Origin of the sequence: Candidimonas sp. SYP-B2681, from assembly GCF_003971065.1 — a bacterium.
Lineage (GTDB): Bacteria > Pseudomonadota > Gammaproteobacteria > Burkholderiales > Burkholderiaceae_B > Pollutimonas.
Map to the genome: position 1 here is coordinate 755,186 of NZ_RYDV01000001.1, position 19,961 is coordinate 775,146.

At 54.2% G+C, this 19,961-nt stretch carries 17 protein-coding genes and 3 pseudogenes; 14 read left to right on the forward strand and 6 right to left on the reverse strand.

The window, feature by feature from the left end; genetic code table 11:
- Nucleotides 1–48: 48 nt before the first annotated feature.
- A pseudogene (locus tag EKL30_RS03615) lies at nt 49–288 on the reverse strand (transposase domain-containing protein); the annotation flags it as partial.
- 335 nt (nt 289–623) lie between these two features.
- Between EKL30_RS03615 and EKL30_RS03620 the strand changes: the two are divergent.
- The 6 genes from EKL30_RS03620 (at nt 624) to EKL30_RS03645 (ending at nt 6,527) form a co-directional block, all read left to right on the forward strand.
- Entirely contained in the window at nt 624–1,580 is a 957-nt protein-coding gene (locus tag EKL30_RS03620; protein WP_158618384.1) for a TRAP transporter substrate-binding protein, read from the forward strand.
- Complete coding sequence (locus EKL30_RS03625; RefSeq protein WP_126705784.1) at nt 1,577–2,131, forward strand: TRAP transporter small permease; 555 nt, start codon at nt 1,577–1,579, stop codon at nt 2,129–2,131. The genes EKL30_RS03620 and EKL30_RS03625 overlap by 4 nt, the downstream gene beginning before the upstream one ends.
- Before the next feature lie 45 nt (nt 2,132–2,176).
- Complete coding sequence (locus tag EKL30_RS03630; RefSeq protein ID WP_126705785.1) at nt 2,177–3,484, forward strand: TRAP transporter large permease; 1,308 nt, start codon at nt 2,177–2,179, stop codon at nt 3,482–3,484.
- Between the two features lie 119 nt (nt 3,485–3,603).
- Nucleotides 3,604–4,368, forward strand: coding sequence for a peptidylglycine monooxygenase (locus EKL30_RS03635; protein ID WP_126705786.1), 765 nt, complete (start codon nt 3,604–3,606; stop codon nt 4,366–4,368).
- 50 nt (nt 4,369–4,418) lie between these two features.
- Nucleotides 4,419–5,093 carry a DUF4286 family protein gene (locus tag EKL30_RS03640; protein WP_126705787.1) on the forward strand — a complete coding sequence of 225 codons (675 nt, stop codon included), beginning with the start codon at nt 4,419–4,421 and terminating at the stop codon, nt 5,091–5,093.
- Nucleotides 5,094–5,111: 18 nt separating this feature from the next.
- Nucleotides 5,112–6,527: an amidase gene (locus EKL30_RS03645; protein WP_126705788.1), complete on the forward strand. Its 1,416-nt coding sequence runs from the start codon at nt 5,112–5,114 to the stop codon at nt 6,525–6,527.
- A 224-nt stretch (nt 6,528–6,751) separates the two neighbouring features.
- Here the strand turns inward: EKL30_RS03645 and EKL30_RS03650 are convergent, their stop codons facing one another.
- Both EKL30_RS03650 and EKL30_RS03655 read right to left on the reverse strand, forming a co-directional pair.
- Nucleotides 6,752–7,042 carry a hypothetical protein gene (locus EKL30_RS03650; protein WP_126705789.1) on the reverse strand — a complete coding sequence of 97 codons (291 nt, stop codon included), beginning with the start codon at nt 7,040–7,042 and terminating at the stop codon, nt 6,752–6,754.
- Between the two features lie 418 nt (nt 7,043–7,460).
- Nucleotides 7,461–8,594, reverse strand: a complete 1,134-nt coding sequence (locus EKL30_RS03655; protein WP_126705790.1) for an ABC transporter substrate-binding protein — start codon at nt 8,592–8,594, stop codon at nt 7,461–7,463.
- 598 nt (nt 8,595–9,192) lie between these two features.
- Here EKL30_RS03655 and EKL30_RS03660 point away from each other — a divergent pair.
- Together EKL30_RS03660 and EKL30_RS03665 are read left to right on the forward strand one after the other, a co-directional pair.
- Nucleotides 9,193–10,017: a TauD/TfdA family dioxygenase gene (locus EKL30_RS03660; RefSeq protein ID WP_126705791.1), complete on the forward strand. Its 825-nt coding sequence runs from the start codon at nt 9,193–9,195 to the stop codon at nt 10,015–10,017.
- Between the two features lie 82 nt (nt 10,018–10,099).
- A pseudogene (locus EKL30_RS03665) lies at nt 10,100–10,881 on the forward strand (acyclic terpene utilization AtuA family protein); the annotation flags it as partial.
- A gap of 217 nt (nt 10,882–11,098) precedes the next feature.
- Here EKL30_RS03665 and EKL30_RS19085 read toward each other — a convergent pair.
- Nucleotides 11,099–11,365 (reverse strand): annotated as a pseudogene (locus EKL30_RS19085) (flavin reductase family protein); the annotation flags it as partial.
- 175 nt (nt 11,366–11,540) lie between these two features.
- On the opposite strand from EKL30_RS19085, the gene EKL30_RS03675 reads away from it, so the two are divergent.
- The 5 genes from EKL30_RS03675 to EKL30_RS03695 are packed head-to-tail and all read left to right on the forward strand — an operon-like array spanning nt 11,541 to nt 16,012.
- Entirely contained in the window at nt 11,541–12,719 is a 1,179-nt protein-coding gene (locus tag EKL30_RS03675) for an amino acid ABC transporter substrate-binding protein (protein ID WP_126706028.1), read from the forward strand.
- Between the two features lie 29 nt (nt 12,720–12,748).
- Nucleotides 12,749–13,612 (forward strand): branched-chain amino acid ABC transporter permease, encoded by an 864-nt coding sequence (locus EKL30_RS03680; RefSeq protein WP_126705792.1) that lies wholly within the window; start codon nt 12,749–12,751, stop codon nt 13,610–13,612.
- Nucleotides 13,609–14,556, forward strand: coding sequence for a branched-chain amino acid ABC transporter permease (locus EKL30_RS03685; protein WP_126705793.1), 948 nt, complete (start codon nt 13,609–13,611; stop codon nt 14,554–14,556). The genes EKL30_RS03680 and EKL30_RS03685 overlap by 4 nt, the downstream gene beginning before the upstream one ends.
- Nucleotides 14,553–15,287: an ABC transporter ATP-binding protein gene (locus EKL30_RS03690; RefSeq protein WP_126705794.1), complete on the forward strand. Its 735-nt coding sequence runs from the start codon at nt 14,553–14,555 to the stop codon at nt 15,285–15,287. Before EKL30_RS03685 ends, EKL30_RS03690 begins: the two co-directional genes overlap by 4 nt.
- Complete coding sequence (locus EKL30_RS03695) at nt 15,284–16,012, forward strand: ABC transporter ATP-binding protein (RefSeq protein ID WP_126705795.1); 729 nt, start codon at nt 15,284–15,286, stop codon at nt 16,010–16,012. The genes EKL30_RS03690 and EKL30_RS03695 overlap by 4 nt, the downstream gene beginning before the upstream one ends.
- 631 nt (nt 16,013–16,643) lie before the next feature.
- Here EKL30_RS03695 and EKL30_RS03700 read toward each other — a convergent pair.
- Nucleotides 16,644–17,627: a D-2-hydroxyacid dehydrogenase gene (locus EKL30_RS03700; RefSeq protein WP_126705796.1), complete on the reverse strand. Its 984-nt coding sequence runs from the start codon at nt 17,625–17,627 to the stop codon at nt 16,644–16,646.
- 74 nt (nt 17,628–17,701) lie between these two features.
- Nucleotides 17,702–18,694: a tripartite tricarboxylate transporter substrate binding protein gene (locus EKL30_RS03705; protein ID WP_158618385.1), complete on the reverse strand. Its 993-nt coding sequence runs from the start codon at nt 18,692–18,694 to the stop codon at nt 17,702–17,704.
- Between the two features lie 827 nt (nt 18,695–19,521).
- Here EKL30_RS03705 and EKL30_RS03715 point away from each other — a divergent pair.
- Nucleotides 19,522–19,875, forward strand: a complete 354-nt coding sequence (locus tag EKL30_RS03715) for a hypothetical protein (RefSeq protein WP_126705799.1) — start codon at nt 19,522–19,524, stop codon at nt 19,873–19,875.
- Nucleotides 19,876–19,961 lie beyond the last annotated feature (86 nt).

Here is a 19,961-nt window from a genome sequence, read left to right on the forward strand (position 1 = left end):
TTATCGGAATTGCAAGGATAGCCGAACGCTTACGTTGGTAGCCGACGATTAAAGCTTCACATCTCCAGGCAGCAGTTCGTCGACGCGGTTTACCGGATGGTCGGCGATGGCGATCAGGACATGGCGCAGATACGCCTCGGGATTGATGCGGTTCAATTTAGCCGTACCGAGCAAGCCATACATGGTGGCCGCACGCTCGCCGCCGGCATCCGAACCCAGAAACAAGTAATTCTTGCCGCCCAGGCTGATCCCGCGTAGCGCCCATTCGGCTGCATTATTGTCGATCTCGCAGCGCCGAAGGTGTCATATTCAGCCGGCAAGATGCGTCGGCGACAGATCCTCACACTGCCACCACTGCGAACGAGTCGATGAAGCGTGTATTCATATATACACCACACCAAGGAATAACTTAATTCTAAAGGGGAAAAAGTAAATTGTAGTAGCTTGTAACGCTACGCATCATGGTATTAACTGTGTATAGCTATTTGGGGGAGTCGCCAGCACGAGTATTTACGCATTAATCTTCGCTTATCACGCGCCTAAAGCTGGCGGACTAAATTTCAATAATTTATTTCAAAAAAAAAAGGATGACAATGCCTACTCCGTTGCATAAGCGAGTTTTGATGGGTGCACTGGCTGCGGCGCTTAGCGTGCCGGCAGGAGCATGGGCGGCGAAATGGGACATGCCAGTGCGTTCGAATGAGCGCAATCATTTCACGCAGAACGTCGCCATCTTCGCCAAAGATATCGACGCGGCAACTCAGGGTGAGCTCAAGCTGACCATTCATCCAGAAGATTCGCTGATCAAACAGCAGGATCTGAAACGCGCCATTCAGACAGGCCAAGTCCCTATCGGCGAGTTTCTGATGTCGCTGCACAGCAATGAAAATCCCATTTTTGGTATTGATTCCTTGCCGTTTCTCGCAACGAATTTGGATGAAAACGCGAAGTTGTTGGGGGTGGTACGCCCGTATCTAGTAGAGCGTTTGAGCAAGCAAGGGCTGCGTTTGCTATTTGCAGCACCGTGGCCTGGCAATTCTCTTTACAGTCAAAAGGAACTCAACAGCCTGTATGACCTGAAGGGAACAAAATTCCGGGCTTTCAATCCCGTGACCGGCCGCTTGGCCGAACTGGTTGGCGCAACACCAGTGACGGTGCAGCAGTCGGAAATCTCGCAGGCCTTCTCCACGGGCGTGATTGATGCCATGATCACATCACCTGCCACCGGAATTGATATGCATGTGTGGGATTATGTGAAGCATTACACCGATGTCGCTGCCATGTCCCCCTGGAATCTGGTTGTCGTCAATGAACGCATTTTCTCGAAACTGAGCGACACGCAGAAAAGCGCTGTACAAGCGGCAGCGTTGGCTGCCGAAGAGCGCGCCTGGAAAAATGCCGGGGCCATTTCAGTGAACCTGACCAAGGTGCTGCAGACCAATGGAATCATTGTGAAGGAACCCAACGACAAGATGCGGAAGGAGATAACAGCACTGCGCGAGGTGTTTATCAAGGAGTGGTTGCAAAAAGCAGGTGACGAAGGCACGAAGATCGTCGAGGCTTACCGGAGCGCAAAGTGAGCGTGCTCGAGTCCGAGCTACGGCGGCAGGTACCCGCGGGGGCCGTTTCGCGGTTCCTTGCTGCCGTATATAGGCTGAGTGGTATTCTCGCTGGCGTGAGCCTGGTTGCCATTGCCGTACTAACACTGGCACAAATCGTGGGCCGCAATCTCGGGCTACAGATCCGGGATGCCGACGTGTTTGCAGGAATCGCCATGGCGGCAAGTGCCTTCCTTGCCATGCCCTCGACCCTACGCAGTGGCAAATACATTCGAATTACCTTGCTGCTCTCACAGATGGACCGGAAAAGCCAGCGCTTGGCAGAAGGTTGGTGCCTGCTGTTTGGCTTGGTTCTGGTCGGCGCGTTTGCTTATTTTTCCGTGATTTTGGTTGTGCAGTCCTATCAGTTTGGTGATGTATCGGCGGGGCTACTAGGCATACCGCTCTGGATACCGCAGAGCTTGATGGCGACCGGAGCCATTCTTCTGGAAATTGCATTTCTGGAAGAGGCTGTCAATTACGTTCGCGGTAGACCGCTGAGTTATCAGGTCGCCGAGAGCGGTGAACTTTGAATGACGTTGTCAGACAGCACAAACTCTACACGGGCGTGAACCATTATGGATATTACGATTTACGGGCCTTTGCTTGGCTTGTTGCTACTGTTGTTCCTTGGGTCGGGTATCTGGGTGGCGTTGTCCCTGCTGGGGATTGCTGCCATTGGCATGTTGATGTTCTCCAACGCACCCGTAGAAGCCGTGATGCCCAGCACGGTATGGAGTGCGCTGAGTACCTGGACATTGACTGCCTTGCCCCTTTTTATCTGGATGGGGGAAATCCTGTTTCGAACACGGCTTGCCAGTGACCTGTTTCACGGTTTATCCCCGTGGCTTGGGCGTTTGCCGGGACGTTTGTTGCACGTGAACGTGTTGGGTTGCGGCATTTTTTCTGCGGTTTCCGGATCGTCCGCCGCCACAGCGGCGACCGTAGGACAGATGTCGATACCTGAACTGAAAAAGCGCGGCTATGACGAGCCGATCTCCCTTGGGTCGCTGGCCGCCTCCGGCACCCTTGGGTTGCTGATTCCACCGTCCATTATCTTGATCGTTTACGGTGTGTCGGTGAATTTATCCATCGGCAAATTGTTTCTGGCGGGGGTATTTCCAGGCTTATTGATCATCGCGCTGTTCAGTAGCTATATCATCGTTTGGGCCATGCTGAACGCCAATAAAATGCCTCCCGCTGAAGCTCGTTTGGGATGGGGTGAATCGTTAAAGCGTTTGCGACTGCTCTTGCCCATTGTGTTATTGATTATTGGGGTGATTGGTTCCATTTACGCAGGCTTTGCCACGGCGACGGAAGCCGCCACCATCGGGGTGGTGGGATCAATGCTGATTGCTTATTTCAGTGGTGGCCTAACCTGGAAGAGCTTCCTGGAAAGTGTGAAGGGCGCCATGCACACCTCCTGCATGATTGCCTTGATTATCGCCGGTGCCGCGTTCTTGACCGTTTCGATGGGGTTCTCGGGCATTCCGCGGGCGTTGGCCGAATGGATCGCGACGATGGAGCTGTCACCGTATGCCCTTTTATTTGCTTTGACGTTGTTATATCTCGTGTTGGGCTGCTTTTTGGATGGAATATCGTTGGTGTTATTGAGTACGGCAGTGGTGATACCCATGGTGGAAGCCGCAGGAATCGACCTGATCTGGTTTGGGATTTTCCTTGTACTTCTGGTGGAAATTGCGCAGTTGACGCCTCCGGTTGGTATGAATCTGTTTGTTGTACAAGGCATCACCGGCCGCGATATTGTTTATCTGACGAAAGCGGTGGCGCCTTTCTTCGTGTTGTTGATTTTCGCCATCGTGTTATTGACCATTTTTCCAGAAATTGCCATCTGGCTGCCTGAAACCATGAAAACGGCGCGGTAAACGCCAAGCGCATTGAGAGGAGACAAAAAACCGTGCATGAGACAGCGTTGGATCAGTATGTTTGCTTGGGCGATTTACAGTATCGCGTAACGCGACCTTGGCCAAGCACAGAAAACAATATGGAAGGGCTATGTGATGTGTTCACGCTGCCTGACGGCCGTATCGGCGCTTTGCGACGCAAGGCGCCACATATTCTTGTCTTTTCTCCGCAAGGGGAGCTGCAGGCGCAATGGGTGCTGCCCGGGGTTCGCTGCCCCCACTACGCAACGGCCGGCCATGATGGGCAGGTGTATGTAGTCGATCTGGACGGGCACCAGATCCTTGTGCTGGACGGCGATGGCACGGTGCAGCGCGTGCTGGGTCAACCTGACAAACCTTCCTGGGGCAAGCCGTTCAATCATCCTACCTCTGCGCATCTTGCGCCGGACGGCACACTATATGTGACCGATGGATATGGGAATTCTCAGGTACACCGATTCGATCAGGCATTTAATTGGTTGCACACTCTGGGTGAGCCAGGGCGTGGACCGACTCAGTTTTCCACGCCCCATGCCGTGCGAGTCCTCGCGGACCAGCGCGTACTGGTCGTGGACCGCGAAAATAATCGGGTACAGATCCTGACCCCGGATGGCGGGTATTTGGGAGAGCTTGGCGACCTGCACAAACCGATGGCGTTGGCCGTATTGCAGGATGGTTCTATTCTGGTGACGGATCACACGCCACGGTTATCACGGTTTCGTGCAGATGGTCTGCTATTGGGACGTGCGCGCACGTTCAGTACGGTCGCGCACGGCGTGGCTGTCGGGCATGACGGTAGTATTTTTCTCGCGGAAATGGTGCCGACGATGCTGACGCGTCTGGAGCGGGTTTCCGCTACGGTTTAGTGCCTTAGCCTCAAGGCATCTTGGTTTGTATTACTTTTAGGAGTTGGATTATGCCGCTTTCCGGGACCGGAATGTTGATCACATTGATGGATGTATTGCCCCACGAAGAGGCAGACTTCAATGATTGGTATGACAAAGAGCATTTGGCAGAGCGAGTGCAGATCGAGGGCTTTCTTGAAGCCAGGCGATATGTAGCGGTAGATGAATCTGAATCGCCCAAGGCCAAGTATTTGAATCTGTACACCACGAGGGACTTTGCTGTGCTCGACAGTGAGGAGTACAAGCGCGTGTTGCAGAGTCAAACACCGCGCTCGGTTCATCATATTCCCAAATTCCTAAACGGCACACGCGCCTTAGCACGAGTGTCGACCAGTATTGGGCAGGGTCGAGGTGGCTATGTGGCAAGCCTGCATCTACGCCCCAGCAGTGTCGAGCAACAGGAATCATTGCGTGAGGTCTTGGTGCCTATTATGCGCGATGCGGTGGCGGCGGAGCTAATTTCTGCCCACATACTCGAGGGTGATCCCGAATTGTCTCGGCCCTTGATGACCGATGCTGAGGTAGCGTCTGTCACGGATTGGTTCGTCATTTTGGATGCCACCCAATTGGAAGTCGCGCAGCAAGGGCTGCAGAACCTGTTGGCGCAAGCAGGATTGCAGGACGAAATCATCGTTTCGCAGGGACTGTACCGTCTGCTGTGGGACCTGTCCAAGAACGAACTTTAATCGGTGGGTGATCCTGCTATGTTGAATCTTGATCCAACCCGCTGGTCGGTGCACACCATCTCTCAAGCCGTTTCCAGTCGGGAGCTCTCGCCGGGGGATGTGATGGAAACCTATCTTGCTCGTATCGAGCAAATGGATGGGAAGCTACACGCATTCATCGAGGTATATGGAGAGCATGCCAGACTGGCGGCACAGGCGGCGGAAAATGCGATTCGTGCCGGCTATTATCTCGGCCCATTGCACGGCGTGCCCATTGCCATAAAAGATTTGCTTGAGATGGAGGGCCGCGTTGTCACCGCAGGCTCAGCCGTATGGGCGAAGCGGAAGTCTACTTGCACCGCCACGATCGTGCGCCGTCTGGTTGCGGCGGGCGCCATCATTCTGGGTAAAACCCATACGGTTGAATTCGCGTTCGGGGGCTGGGGTACGAACCAACACTTCGGTACGCCATGGAATCCGTGGGACATGGCAACAGCACGTACGCCTGGTGGTTCAAGCAGTGGATCGGCGGTTGCCGTCGCAGCATCGTTGGCGCCCTGGGCAATTGGCACGGATACCGGTGGATCCATTCGTACGCCAGCATCATGGTGTGGCCTGACCGGTTTGAAGACGACAGCGGGACGCATCAGCAATTATGGTGTTTTGCCTCTCAGCACAACCTTGGATACACCCGGAATTCTGGCCTATAACGTAGCGGATACGGCGTTACTGTATCGGGCGCTGGCAGGCGAGGACAGCTTGGATGAGCGCACGCTTGGCTTACCCCAACCGCATTGGCCTAATAGTCTGGGCGGGGGGATTAAAGGCAGGAAACTGGTGCTCATGCCGGAGAGCGAACGAGCCATCGCGTGCAAGCATACACTGGCGGCGTATGACAGCGCCTTGCAAGAGCTGGAACGCATGGGGGCGGAAATCCATACGCTGGCGTTGCCTTTTCCGTTGGCGGAGGTGGCTCAGCTAAACGGAATCATCATGATCTCCGAAGGGTACGCCCAATTGGGTGATCTGGTGCAGGATGATAGCCAGCTATTGGACGCGGATGTGCGGTTCCGAGTCATGGCAGGCAAAGACATGCCAGCCAAGACCTACATTTCTGCCTTGCAGCGACGACGCGAAATGATTGCGCAGTTTGATCAAGCAATGCAAGGCTACGATGCATTGCTATTGCCATCGACCCCCGGGACCGCATTGCGATTGGAGGATGTGGACCAAAAAATGGCGCCCTCGCATTACTCGCGCTTCGCCAATTTCCTGGATTTGCCCGCGCTTTCTGTTCCCAACGGTATGGATGATCAGGGTTTGCCGACTTCGCTACAGATTGTCGGGCGTCGATTTGATGAGATAGGTGTTTTGCGGATTGGCCAGGCGTATCAAGAAGCCACGATCTGGCATGAGCGCCGGCCGGTCATGGAAATGAGTGCGTTGGAGAATTGATCGGAGAGCATGTCGTTCATTTCTTATCGATTGGGAATGGCGCTGCTCATCACATCAGGACGTTCGTGGCTTCATAAGCAAGGTACGCCGAAGCACCGTTCGTGTTTTAGGAGCGAAGGCGGAGCTCGCCACCGAACAGATCACTCAACGTTGTACGCTCTTCGCACCGAGTACGAGGAACGTACAGCCTGTAGTGCAGAGTTAACGCCAGGACCCCACACCTTCTACGGTTGAACCACTCCACCGAGGGTGGTGCGGTTGATATCGACATTAATATTGGGCCCCGTCCTTGCCCCTTCTACGGTTTTTATCTCCCAGTAGTAGACGAGGTAATACACGCCATCATGTCCACGAAACTCGATCGTTGTCTCCGGTGACATTTTCGAGCCGTCGCCCCACTTAAAATCGTCGGATGTGATCTCAAGAGTGGCCACTTGCGCAGGAAACACCTCGTCGTTCAAGCCTTGTGAAATTAAGTCCTTAATGTATTTGTACGCCACATCTTTAGCTATCACTACTGCAACGTCCCAAAAACCGGGAGGAGGTAACCGTTAATGTCCAGCGTTTTTTAGCGCAAGTCGCCTATCCCTTATCTACCATAGTGATTGTCAGCTGGCCGATGCGAGTAAGCCAGTAAAGTTATGACAGAGCAATAATTTAAAGTTTTAGCTGCCCTGCTTGGGCTAACCAACCCTGACCGAGACGCGGCGCATGCTGTTATATAGCGCCAAAGTAGCCACCACCGCGAGACGCACCGGGCGCCAGGCGCTGTCACATTAAACATCGGCGATCCTGTGCTATTTGAAACCAACGAGCAAACTGGTGACGCAATGGTGGCGTGGATACGCACCAAACAGCTGCGCGCCGACGGAGTAGTCGTGTGCAACAAACCGCCGGCGAGTATGTTTTTTAATATTGTCATTTCGAAGAAAGTCACTTCAGTAGGACGATTTTTCCGCCGGAAAAAGTCCCAAGCCGGACGCCGCCATTATTCTGATTTTTGGAATCGAAGTTAATCGGGCCTAGCATGGTCTTGAAACCCCTCAACCTCTTCAGACCCTCCTGAATCTGTGTGGAACTCGTGCCGCCCCCCAACTTGGCTGCTTCAACGACGGTATAAACCGCCTCGTAAGCGCCTGCCTCGTTTTGACCGGGCTCCGCGCCATATTTGGCCTCGAACGTAGATTCAAATTTCCTGGGACGGTCCTCGGCCAAGCCTGGCCTCCACATGGTCGGAAATACGGTCCCTTCGGAAGCATCTCCGGCGAGCTCCGTAAACTTTTTCACGCCTTGGCCGGCGTTTACAATAAGCTGCGCTTTGATGCCGAGCTCTTTCAATTGACGCGCAATAATCGAGCCTTCTGGGTAATGACCGTGTACAAAGATCACGTCGGGCTCCGACTTCTTGATGTTGGCCAGCTGTGCCTCAAAGTCCGTTTCATCAACGTTATATTCTTCATAAGCCGTAACTGACCCGCCAAGCTCTTTGATTTTTTCAGCCGCGGCTTTTGTTGGCAGTCTGCCGTAATCGGAATTCTCAACCAGAAAAGCGATTTTTTTCATACCCAATACGGTCAGGTAGTATTCAATGATCTTCGTATCAAGCTGCGCGTCGGTGAGATTGATACGCCAGGTATATTTGTAGCCTTGCTCCGTAATAGTTGGCGACCCTGCCTGGCCTATTACCACAGGGACCTTGAGTTTTTCACTTTCCTTTGAAAGAGCGAGCGTAACCGCGCTGGCGTTCGACCCTACGATGACATCTACCTTGCGCTGTGTAACCAGCTTCTTGACGGCATCAATTCCCACAACAGGGTCGGTGCGATCGTCTTCGGTATAAAACACGATTGGCTTGCCATCGAACCCGCCGGCCTTATTGATTTCTTCACGTGCCAGCTGTGTTCCCTTGTGATGCCCTTCCCCATAGGCGGCTCCCGCTCCCGAGATCGACTCGATGATGCCGATAGTCAGCGCTTTTTTTGAATCGACTTGCGCATTGCCTGCACCGACCATCGTGCCGAATGTCACCGCGCAAAACGTCGTAACAACAATGTTTCTCTTAAGCATCGTTGCCACTCCTTCCAGTTATCACCGTGACGCCCGTGTTGATATCCTTTATTACCTGGACGTACCTTGGGAAAGCACGAAAAATGCGCCTACGCTATCTCGGCGTGATCGGTTTGGCTAAGCTCCAGCGCCAGTGACCATCGGTATCGGAACTCCCCCACCACCAAAAGCAGACCCTGCCGTTAGTCTATCATCAGCGTATCAGCGCCTCATTTACGATTTTATGCACTGCTTTGAGCACTAAATCGGACGTATGGCGATGATTCGTTACTAAATAATCCGCGAACTACCGCCTCAATCGCTTGTTTGCAAATACCACTCGAGAGCTCCTCCGCTCTGCCGCAGCATCCATACCGAGATTGTGGCGATATCGCTGACAGATAGCTATTCGCAAAAACTGAGGCATCTACTGAAGCTCCGCACTAACCTTCCCGCTGAACAGCGAGTTGTCGCCATGCCTACTTCCTCTGCCAGAACTGCCATAACCAGAGCGACTGCTGCCAATAAACTGTACCTGGACGGCTTCTTTTCTGATTGTTGAAATGGAAAGATACTGGAAGAGATACTAAGCCCTATTTCTTTTCTGCAACGTAACGTCATGGAAATAAGAAAGCTGACCGGAACCATTGGCGCGGAAATTTCGGGTATAGACGTGTCCAAACCCCTATCTGCCGCTACCCTTGCTGACGTTCGTCAGTGCCTGCTGGATCATTGTGTCATTTTCTTTCGCGACCAGGAATTAACGAAGGAAGAGCACATCGCATTCGTACGTCAGTTTGGCGAAATCAGCACAAGTCCGGTATACAAGACGCTGGAGTCACATCCACAAATAATGCCTGTCATCAAGGAGCCCACGGACACCGGGATTATTGGAGACACGTGGCATACAGACGAAACCTATCAGGAAACCCCGCCGCTGGGCTCGGTGCTGTATGCTAGGCAAGTCCCCTCGACCGGTGGAGACACCTTGTGGTGCAATCTTCACCGCGCCTATGACACGCTGTCGGACAGCATGAAGGAGATGCTTGAAGGCATGCAGGCGATCCATACGAACGAGTATCTGACTGGCAACATCGCCGCGCGCAACGCGGGACGATCCACCAAATTGCTGGAAACCGTCAGCGTTAACCATGTTGTGCACCCAGTCGTGCGCACGCACGAAGAGACGGGACGCAAAGGCCTGTTCGTCAATCGTCCCTTCACCCTTGCGTTTGAGGGGATGTCGCGTGAAGAAACCCTTCCCTTGCTAAATTATCTCTACGAGCATACCGCCAAACCCGAAAACACCTGCCGGTTCCGCTGGAAGAAAGGCTCGATCGCTTTTTGGGACAATCGCAGCACCATGCACTACGCGATCAACGATTACCCGGGCGAACGGCGGGAAATGCACCGCATCACCATACAGGGCAGCAAGCCCAGGTAGCCCTCGGCGCGTTTGCATCCCTCTCACCATCCTCGGGTTGGCAGCCTCTGCCTCACTTGTCTAGCCCCCGGGGTTTGGTGAAATGGTGCCCAAGACACTGACCCGCCTCCAACCAGAACGGTTGTTGGTAGGCTGTGCGGCCGGGTTTTCGGGAGATCGACTGGATGCCGCGACACCCGTCGTCGACACTATGATCGAACACGGCGGGCCTGCCTTTCTGATTTTCGAATCCCTCGCGGAACGCACGCTGGCGTTTGCACAATTAGCCAGGCGCGAAAGCCCAGATGCGGGGTACGAACCGCTCCTTGACCAGATGCTGCGCCCGGTGCTGGCTAATTGCTTAAAGCATGGGATACGCATCGTGGGCAATTTCGGCGCAGCGAATCCGCGCGCTGCGGGCTTACTGATACGAAAATTGCCCAAGAGGAAGGTGTACCCGTACCGCGAATCGCGGTAGTGACAGGAGACGATGTGTCCGGCGCATCGTGTCGCGCGGCGCTAGACCGGGCGCTCAAAGAGAACGCAGCCATCGAATCCCCATTCGATCCCGTGATCGGCGAGATCGTGAGCGCCAATGCGTATCAAGGCGCTGAGGGCATCGTCACCGCGTTGCGTGATGGCGCGCAAGTGGTCGTCACGGGTCGCGTAGCTGATCCGTCTCTCACAGTCGGGCCCGCCATGGCACATTACGGATGGCGCGACGACGATTGGGCGCGTCTGGGACCTGCCGTGATGGCGGGTCACTTGCTTGAATGTGGAGCGCAGGTCACCGGCGGCTATTTTGCAGATCCCGGCTACAAAGATGTGCCCGATTTGTTTAACGTTGGCTACCCCGTTGCGAAAATCGACATGGAAGGCGGCTGCGTGTTTTATTTTATGACCTTAAATATAGGCTTCGCAGTTCATGACAGCATCGTAGACCCTGTCAATCGCAACCGGCAGTTTTCTGTGCCGGACACTATAGGCTTCGCATCCCAGAGCGCATCTTTGCCTCAACACCCATTCTTGTGCGCTCAAGATTAAATTCGCGCGACCAGTCTGGACTCTCCTTTTCTTTTCGTAGCACATACGCCTCTTGGCCTTCGGCAGCACTAGCGACATTCGAATTCGTTTCGCGGGACAAGCTTCGGGTGCCTGCCTGGTGCGTCAGGGTCAGTTGGGCCACAGTCGGCACCTGAAGGACAAAGGTGCCGGTTTGTTCGACCGGCCCGCAAGTCTGAGCTGCTTTGTCCAGCACGACTGTAAGCTTCGGAGGCGAAAAATCCAGTGCGCATGCCCAGTCAGCAGCCATAACATTTTGAACGCCGCCATGGCGCGCTGACACCAGGATCGTCGGACCATGGTTAATGAGTCGGCTCGCTTTCTTCGAGGGAGTTGAACCTGATTTTGTTTAGTCTATCTACCGGAGGGCGGACACGCTATAAAAGACTATCATTGCTGCAGGGAGACTTTGGGTAATAGAGGGAGTTCTTTTAGGAGACGACGTTATGTTACGGAACACATCCCTGCTTCTATCCAGCCTGATGCTTGCTCTTTTTACCGCCTTGCCGATCGGGGCTGTACATGCCCAAGACATTGTGTTGGGCGCATCAATACAGTTGACCGGGCCGGTGGCCAACACCGGACGATACTACCGTGACGCCTACCAGATAGCGGTCGATAAAATAAACGCCGCCGGAGGCGTAAAAATCGGAGACCAGACTCATAAGTTGGCTCTCAAGCTTTATGACAACCAGTCGGACGTTAATCTTAGCGTGCGGCAATACACTCAATTAGTTTCCCAAGACAAAGTCAATTTATTGCTCGGCCCATTTGCCAGCAATTTTGCCCTTGCCGACTCTGCCGTATCTGAAAAATACAAGGTGCCCATGGTTCAGGGCGGCGGCGCGTCCGATCAAATTTTTGCGCGTAACTTCAAATATATATTTGGAACCCTGGCGCCTGCCAGCAACTACTTTGGCAGTACCATCGACATGCTTAAAGAGCTCAAGCCAGCGGCAAAAACCGTCGCCTTGCTATACGCCGACGACGCGTTCGACGTGTCGGTGGCACAGGGTACGCGCCCCATGCTGAAAGAGGCAGGCTTGGACATTGCGATGGACGAGCGCTACAGCACCAATAACAGCGACTTCAACACCCTGCTCTCACAAATCAAAAGCAAGCAGATTGACGTTGTACTGGTGGCCGGGCATGAAACCGAGATCTTGAACTTCGTGCGGCAGGCCAAGAGCCTGGCGGTTGCGCCCAAGCTGTATTCCTTTACCGTGGGTGTGCCCAGCGAGGACTTTCGCAAGGCATTGGGCAGGGATGCCGATTATGCATTTGGTATGACGCCCTGGTTGCCTTCGCCTGAACTTAAGGATCGCTGGTTCGGCGACGCCCAGAAGTTTGCGACAGAATACAAGGCAAAGTACGGCTATAACCCTGATTACCATGCTGCGTCGGGTGTAGCCGATGTCGAGGTGCTGGTACAGGCCATGGAGAACGTCGGATCCACCGACCCACAGAAGGTGCGCGATGAGTTGACAAAGATCAAGCTCGACACGCTCTACGGGCCTGTCGCCTTCTCCAAGAACGGGCAAATAAATCTTCCGCAGGTTGTGGTGCAGGTTCAGGGCGATAAGCTTGTGGAAATCTATGGCGCCAAAGGCTTGATCAACCAACCTAAATACCCCATGCCTGCCTGGAGCGCACGCCACTAGCCGCTACCTATTTTCATGGAGAAGAATCCGTGGACTTGCTCGCACAAATACTGGTTAACGGCATACTTTTGGGTGGACTGTATGCCGTGATGGCGCTGGGCCTCGCACTGGTGTGGGGCGTGCTGAATATTGTGAACCTGGCCCACGGCGCGTTCATCATGGTCGGTGCTTATGTGTCGTGGCTGTTGTATATGAATGTCGGTATCGACCCTTTTCTTGGTTTGCCGGTCACGGCCGCGATGATGTTCGCACTGGGCTATGCAATACAGCGCGGGCTGCTGAATTTGATTGTGCGTGCGCCCATGTTCAATACGCTGCTCATCACTTTCGGCTTGGAAGTGGTGTTGACTTATCTGGCGCAGCTTATATTTTCAGCCGATTTTCGCACCATTAATCCGGTTTATGCGGGCACCAATTTCACACTGGGGCCCGTAACTTTGCCTATCGTTCGGCTCGCCGCCTTTGCCGTAGCCGTGGCACTTACAGTTGGAATGTGGCTTTTCTTGCTGCATAGCCGACTTGGCCGGGCCATTCGCGCCACGGCGCAAAATCTGGTTGCTGCACGCCTGTATGGGGTCGAGCCGCGTCATCTGTATGCCATGACATTCGGACTGGGCCTGGCGTTGGCAGGCGCGGCTGGCGGATTATATGGCACCGTGTCACAGATCAATCCCTATATCGGTGCCACGCTCACCGCAAAATGTTTTGCCATCGCCATTATTGGCGGCCTTGAAAACCCGCTGGGCGTGATTGTGGGCGGCTTGTTTCTGGGCATAGTGGAATCTTTGACTGCCCTGTATGTTGGCCCGACCTTTTCCGATGTGGCCAGCTTCGGTATCTTGGTATTGGTGCTTATCGTGCGCCCTAGCGGCTTGCTTGGGAAAACGACATGAAGGTCTTGCGCATTGCCGGGTTGCTCGTCTTGCTCGCCGTACTGGCTGGTGTGCCGTGGTTTGCTTCCGACGTGCTGATTCAGTTCGGCATCAACGCCCTGCTGCTGGCTGTGCTGGCTCAGGGCTGGAATATCATCGGTGGTTACACCGGTTATGCATCGTTTGGTAATTCAGTATTCTATGGCCTCGGAAGCTATGGTGTGGGCATCGCAATGGTGCAGTGGCAGTTGCCTTTTGGCGTCGGTTTAGCCTTTGGCGCTGTCATGGCAGTGACTTTTGCAGTGCTGCTTGGGTTGCCCGTGCTGCGACTAAGGGGACACTATTTCGCCATCGCCACCCTGGCGCTGGCACAGGTCATGACAGCCATCGTCTCTAATGTAGAGCTGGCTGGTCGCAACATTGGTCTGGTGCTGCCGCCGCTCAATAATGACCCTTTGTTTTATGAATTGTCGTTGGGCTTGTTGGTGCTGGCCACTCTGACGATAGCCTGGTTGACGCGTAGCCGCCTGGGTTTCGGTTTGATCGCCATTCGTGAAAACGAAGAAGCGGCAGCGGTCATGGGCGTCAACACGACGCTGTATAAGGTGCTGGCGTTTGTGCTTTCCGCACTCTTTACCGCACTGGCCGGAGGCATCCATACTTACTGGATCACCTTTCTGGACCCCGGAAGCGCGTTTGACATCAGCCTTAATGTGAAGATGATCATTATGGCCGTGTTTGGCGGAGCGGGAACTATCTTCGGCCCTGTCGTGGGCGCATTTGCCTTGTCAGGCATTTCTGAAATTCTGTCCAGTGAAGTTACCAGCATCGCGGGCCTGTTCTTTGGCGTGGTGATTGTCGCCGCGGTAGTGTTCATGCCACGTGGATTGGCCGATATATTTCATCGTTTTCACAAGACGGGCTGGCGTTATTTTATTGAAAACGTACGGACCCATCGCTTATGAGCGCTATCCTCGAGGTACGTCATGTCACACGCCGGTTTGCCGGCCTGATCGCCGTCAACGACGTCAGTTTCGTGCTCACGCCGGGAGAAATCCTGGGATTGATCGGGCCGAACGGTGCTGGCAAAACAACGCTGGTCAGTTTGATCAGCGGCACACTGGACCCAAGCTCCGGAGCGATCTGGTTCCAGGATAAGGACATCACGTCGGTGGCCGCCTACCGTCGCGCCCGCCTGGGTATTGGCCGCACATTTCAGATCATGCGCCCCTTTCCGGGTCTGTCAGTGCTGGATAACGTCGCGGTGGGCGCCCTTTTTGGACACGGTGGCCAGCATACGAAATTGCCTGTGGCCCGGGAACAGGCCCGGGCTTGCCTTGAATTTGTCGGGCTGGGTAAGGCTGTCGATCAACGTGCCGATGCGCTGGGCGGCCCTGGACGAAAGCGCCTGGAATTTGCCAAGGCCCTGGCCATGCAACCCAAGGTTCTATTATGCGACGAGGTCATGTCGGGTTTGAATTTGGTGGAGATTGATGAGTTGATTGACATTATCCGCAAGGTGCGGGACCAGGGCATTAGCATTTTGGTCATTGAACATGTTATTAAAGCGATCAAAAGCCTGTCGGATCGCCTGCTCGTGCTGCATCATGGAGAAAAAATCGCAGAGGGAACACCCGACACGGTATTGTCTGATCCGGCTGTGATCCAGGCTTATCTGGGAAAGAAGCGCGCATGAACGATACAACAACGCCACTTCCTTTATTAGAGGTCCAGAACCTGACTGCAGGCTATGGGCAGCTGCCTGTGCTGAGCAATATCAGTCTGGAGATTTATCGCGCCGAGATCGTCGCGCTGGTCGGCAGTAACGGTGCCGGTAAAACGACGTTGCTGCGCGCCCTGTCTCGTGTTCTGCCCTGCTCGGGCAGCATTATCCTGAATGGCGATCAACTATCTGGCGCCACCTCTGATGAGGCCTTTAGCCTTGGCATGGTACAGATCCCCGAGGGGCGGCAACTCTTCGACCGCATGACAGTACAAGACAATTTGCTAATGGGCGCTTATCGTCGCCGCGACAAGGGCGCCGTAGCGCGCGACCTTGAGAAAACCTATGCTCTGTTTCCGCGACTTTCCGAGCGGCGGCGTCAATTGGCAGGCAGTATGTCGGGTGGCGAGCAGCAGCTCTGTGCGATGGCCCGCGCGCTGATGGCTGCACCTGTCCTGTTGATGGTCGATGAAATGAGTCTTGGACTGGCTCCGGTCATCGTAGAACAGTTAGTCGAGATTCTGGTCAATATTCAACGCGAAGGCATGACCGTGCTCTTGGTGGAGCAGGACATCCATCTCGCGTTGTCGGTGGCGGACCGCGGATACGTCATGGAAACCGGACATATCGTGCAAAGTGGGCTCGCCAAGGCGTTGATCGATGATCCTAACGTGCGGCAGGCTTATCTGGGTATCTAATATCCAGATAAGCATTTTGCTTAATTCACTTTCTCAAGCCTTCTCTCGGCTTTCCGATATCCGATTGTCTACCGTTCGCGCTCTAGAGTTCAATCACCCTTTTACTCGCCTCGTGCAGGCAACATGCGCTGCAGTATGTGATCGTGCAGTAAGAAGTAATGATAAAACGCGCCGCCACGTGTAGCCCGATGAGGGCAAGTAGAGTCCACATGAACAGGCTATGAACATCTCCTGCAACAAGCGCCCAACTGGCCTTGGGCTTTGCGATATTGGGCAAAACAAATAGGCCAAATACATTTACGGGGAGTTTGTGCGCTGAAGCCGATGCCCAACCAAGAAAGGGCCCAACTAACAAAATGAAATAAAAGGCCCTGTGCGTAGCGATAGCAATCCAGCGCTCCCACACTGGCGTATCCGGCATGTCCAGGGACACTGGATTCAGCACGCGCAAAAGCGCTCGAAGTGCCATCAGGACGAGAATAAGCACGCCCAGTTAAACACAAAGATGCGATCGGCATACTTGCCCCTACCGGCGATACTGATACCTTCCTCGGTCCGCCATAAGCCCTAATGACGACCATGCGTCCCTTGGCTGGCCACGCGGCGGGCGGGACACGTCATGACCGGCGAATCAACACACCAAATTGATGAGATCCTCACGCTCCTCGTAAATCCGATCAAGGTTCTCTATAAACAAGTCAAGCAATGCGTCCTCAAAGCGGGCGGTCTCACCCCCCACGTGTGGAGTGATCAGGAGGTTGTCCATCTCCCACATCGGGCTAACGGCGGATAAGGGTTCATCCCATACACAGTCTACTGCGGCACCCGCGATGCGTCCGTCGCGCAGAGCCTCCAGCAAAGCAGGCTCATGCACCACCTTGCCACGCGCCACGTTGATCAAGAAGGCGCTGCTACGCATGGACCGCAGTACGCGCTCGTCGATAAGGTTCTCCGTCTCGGGAGTCAGCGGACAGGTGAGGACGATGAAATCGGCCCTAGCGGCGGCCTCCTCTATGCAATCTTGTGTCAGCACCTCATCGGCCATTTGCGTACCCCGCGTCAGATCGCGCTTGATGGCAATTACAGACATGTCGAACGCCTTCGCAAGCGAAGCTACACGCTGGCCTATACGACCGAAGCCGACAATAAGCACCGTCTTGCCTCTTAATTCGTTTTCGCGCAGAGTTAAGGGGGATATAGGATCACGCCAATGCCGAGCGCGCTGATTGTCGCGTGCAAGATGAAGTTTGCGATTCATTGCCAACATCAATGCCAACGCATGTTCGGCCACAGAATTTGCATTTGTGCCTTGGGCGCTGGTCAGCGTTATGTCGCGAAGGTTGAACGCGGCTTTGTCGTATTGATCCATCCCCGCGCTGATCGACTGCAGAAAGAATAGCCGGTCGGCCAGTTCTAAATACTCTTTGCGCCAGAGCATGCCCGAGATCAGCAACACATCGACCTCGCCTATGACCGCTTCCAGTTCATCATGCGAACGCACCTCAAAGGCATGCATCCTTGTTTCGCGCAACGAGAAGCGTTCCAGCAGCCGATAGGACGGGTGGGCAAAACAGACGTTGAGTTTGTCCCGCGGCGGCAATTTCTGAACGGCCATGAAGCATCTCCAAAGTTATTATCGGGGTTTCCCACGCCACTTCAAACGTGAGCGCCCGGTATAAGATCTGTGATTTACTGCAGCTTTATTTCAAGCGCCTTGACCATCTGGCTCATTCTCTTGATGTCGTTTTGCACGAAAGTTTCGGCCTCGGCAGCGCCGCCCGGCATCACTGTTGCGCCTAATTTTTTCACTTGATCAATGAAAGATGGATCTTGCTTCATGTTGATGATCTCCCGACTGAATATCTGTACCGTCGTGTCCGGTGTGTTTGTCGGTGTCAAGGCGCCGAACCAACCTACAATGTCAAAATCAGGGAAGCCGCTCTCTGCCATGGTCGGGATGTCTGGATACATTGGCGAGCGATCTTTAGAGGTAACCGCCAACGGCTTAAGCGTTTTGGCCTCAAGGTGCGGCCCCATCAGCGCAATATTGTCGAAGGCAATAGGTACCCTACCAGAGATCACATCGGCCACCTGCGCGGAGCTGCCCTTGTAGGGCACTAGCTCCATATTAATGCCCGACTTTTGCCGAAACAACGCGCCCGCAATATGCGGGCTGGAACCGATGCTGGTGACAGCAACCGTGGCTTGGTCCGGATGTTGCTTTAAATAGGCGAGCAACTCAGCCACCGTAGATACGGGCATCGACGGCGTAGTCAACAAGAGGTATGGCGTAGACGCCACCAATCCAATGGCTTTGAAGTCCTTTGCCGTATCAAACGTGAGATTCGGGATAAGAGAGGCGTTGACTGAGTGTCCGCTTCCCGTGAATAGCAAGGTCTGTCCATCTGCCGGCGCGCGCGCGACCGTAGCAGCGGCAATCGTGGTGCCCGCTCCGGGTCGAGTCTCAACGACTACGTCCAGTCCCAGGCGCGCGGCCAATTCATTACTCAATAACCTTGCCATTGCGTCGGTCGTCCCACCCGGAGCTTGCCCATGTATTAGTCGGATCGGACTTTTCAGTTCGTGGGTTCGCGAAGACTGAGCGTAAGCCAGATCAATGGGTAATATCGCCAGCGACAGCGACAGCGACGCGAAGATGAACAACTTCCTGACAGATTGCATGAAGGCTCCTCCTTGAAAGAATGCGATATGTGCGTCGCCGCTACTGAGACCGAATATCGTTTTATTTAGAATCGGTCGTCTTGTCATACTATCTTGGCATCGTGATCACCTGCCAGTTGGCTGATTTCCTGAGTGATGGGCCTCGGATTATGCTGTTCGTCATATGAGATGATGTACACATATCCCATGCGCCGACCGAAACGTCCTGCACAACGGCATTGTGATCTTCACCCAGGTTTTTTTCCCGCGGTTTCCTATCAGTTCAAACCTGCTCTAGCGTTGAGTGGCAACTCGAGCGACCGACATTTGGTGCGCGAACGACAGTAATCGCGCTTCGGATACGGGGCGACCGACTCTCCGCACTCCCACAGGCATGCCGTTCTCATCAAGGCCAATTGGCATGATCACGACGGGCACGCCCAGATAGCAAAAGGGCCGCGTCAGGCCTTTCCAGCGACGCATGTGCTCATGGTCGAGTTCGCCCGTTGTCCTCGTGAAAGGCTATGCACCCTTCCCTGCACCGGACGAAAGGACTCCCCTTCTTTTACCCATCGGCCAGCAAACACGCACCCTCAGCTCGATAGTGCTGAAACCAATAATTGGTGCTATAAAATTTGTAAACCACCGTAGCACCACGTCAGTCGATAACCTACACTATTTAACTATGAGGGTTGCTCCATACTGCCTTCTTCTCGCTCAATTCTTTAATCCGACCAGGCTCGACATGACCGCTCCGCCTCCGCGCATAAGCTAAACGCCTCATTCGCCCGCCCATGCGAATACCCTCCTTGCACCGCCAAGGCGTATTTTTTTATTCGGAGATGCTCATGAAGACTGCAACGTTATTCACAACCTCGCTTACCGCCCTCTTGTTGAACCTGAATGGCACAGCGATGGCCGCTAATCCTAGCGGCGAAATGCCCATGCCGATGCGAGGGGCCGCGTCCTCTATGGGCGCAGAGGCGCCCGCGAAATCCTATTCTGAAAAAGAACACATGAAGCAAGGCGGGATGATGGAAGGCGGCATGATGGGAATGATGGGTAGCTGCCCAATGATGGGTCCCTCAAGTGGGCCTAATGGTAAAGTCATGATGCAAATGCATGGCGAAATGATGCGTGCCATGGCCGATATTATGATGAAGTATGCCGATAGATTTGAGACGCCTCCCGCTACTCAATAATCGCAGCGTTTCTTAGTGGGCCGTTCGGACGGCACTGCCGGAGTGCATCGTCTGACACGGGCTTGCGTGATTCCGCCGGGTCTCAG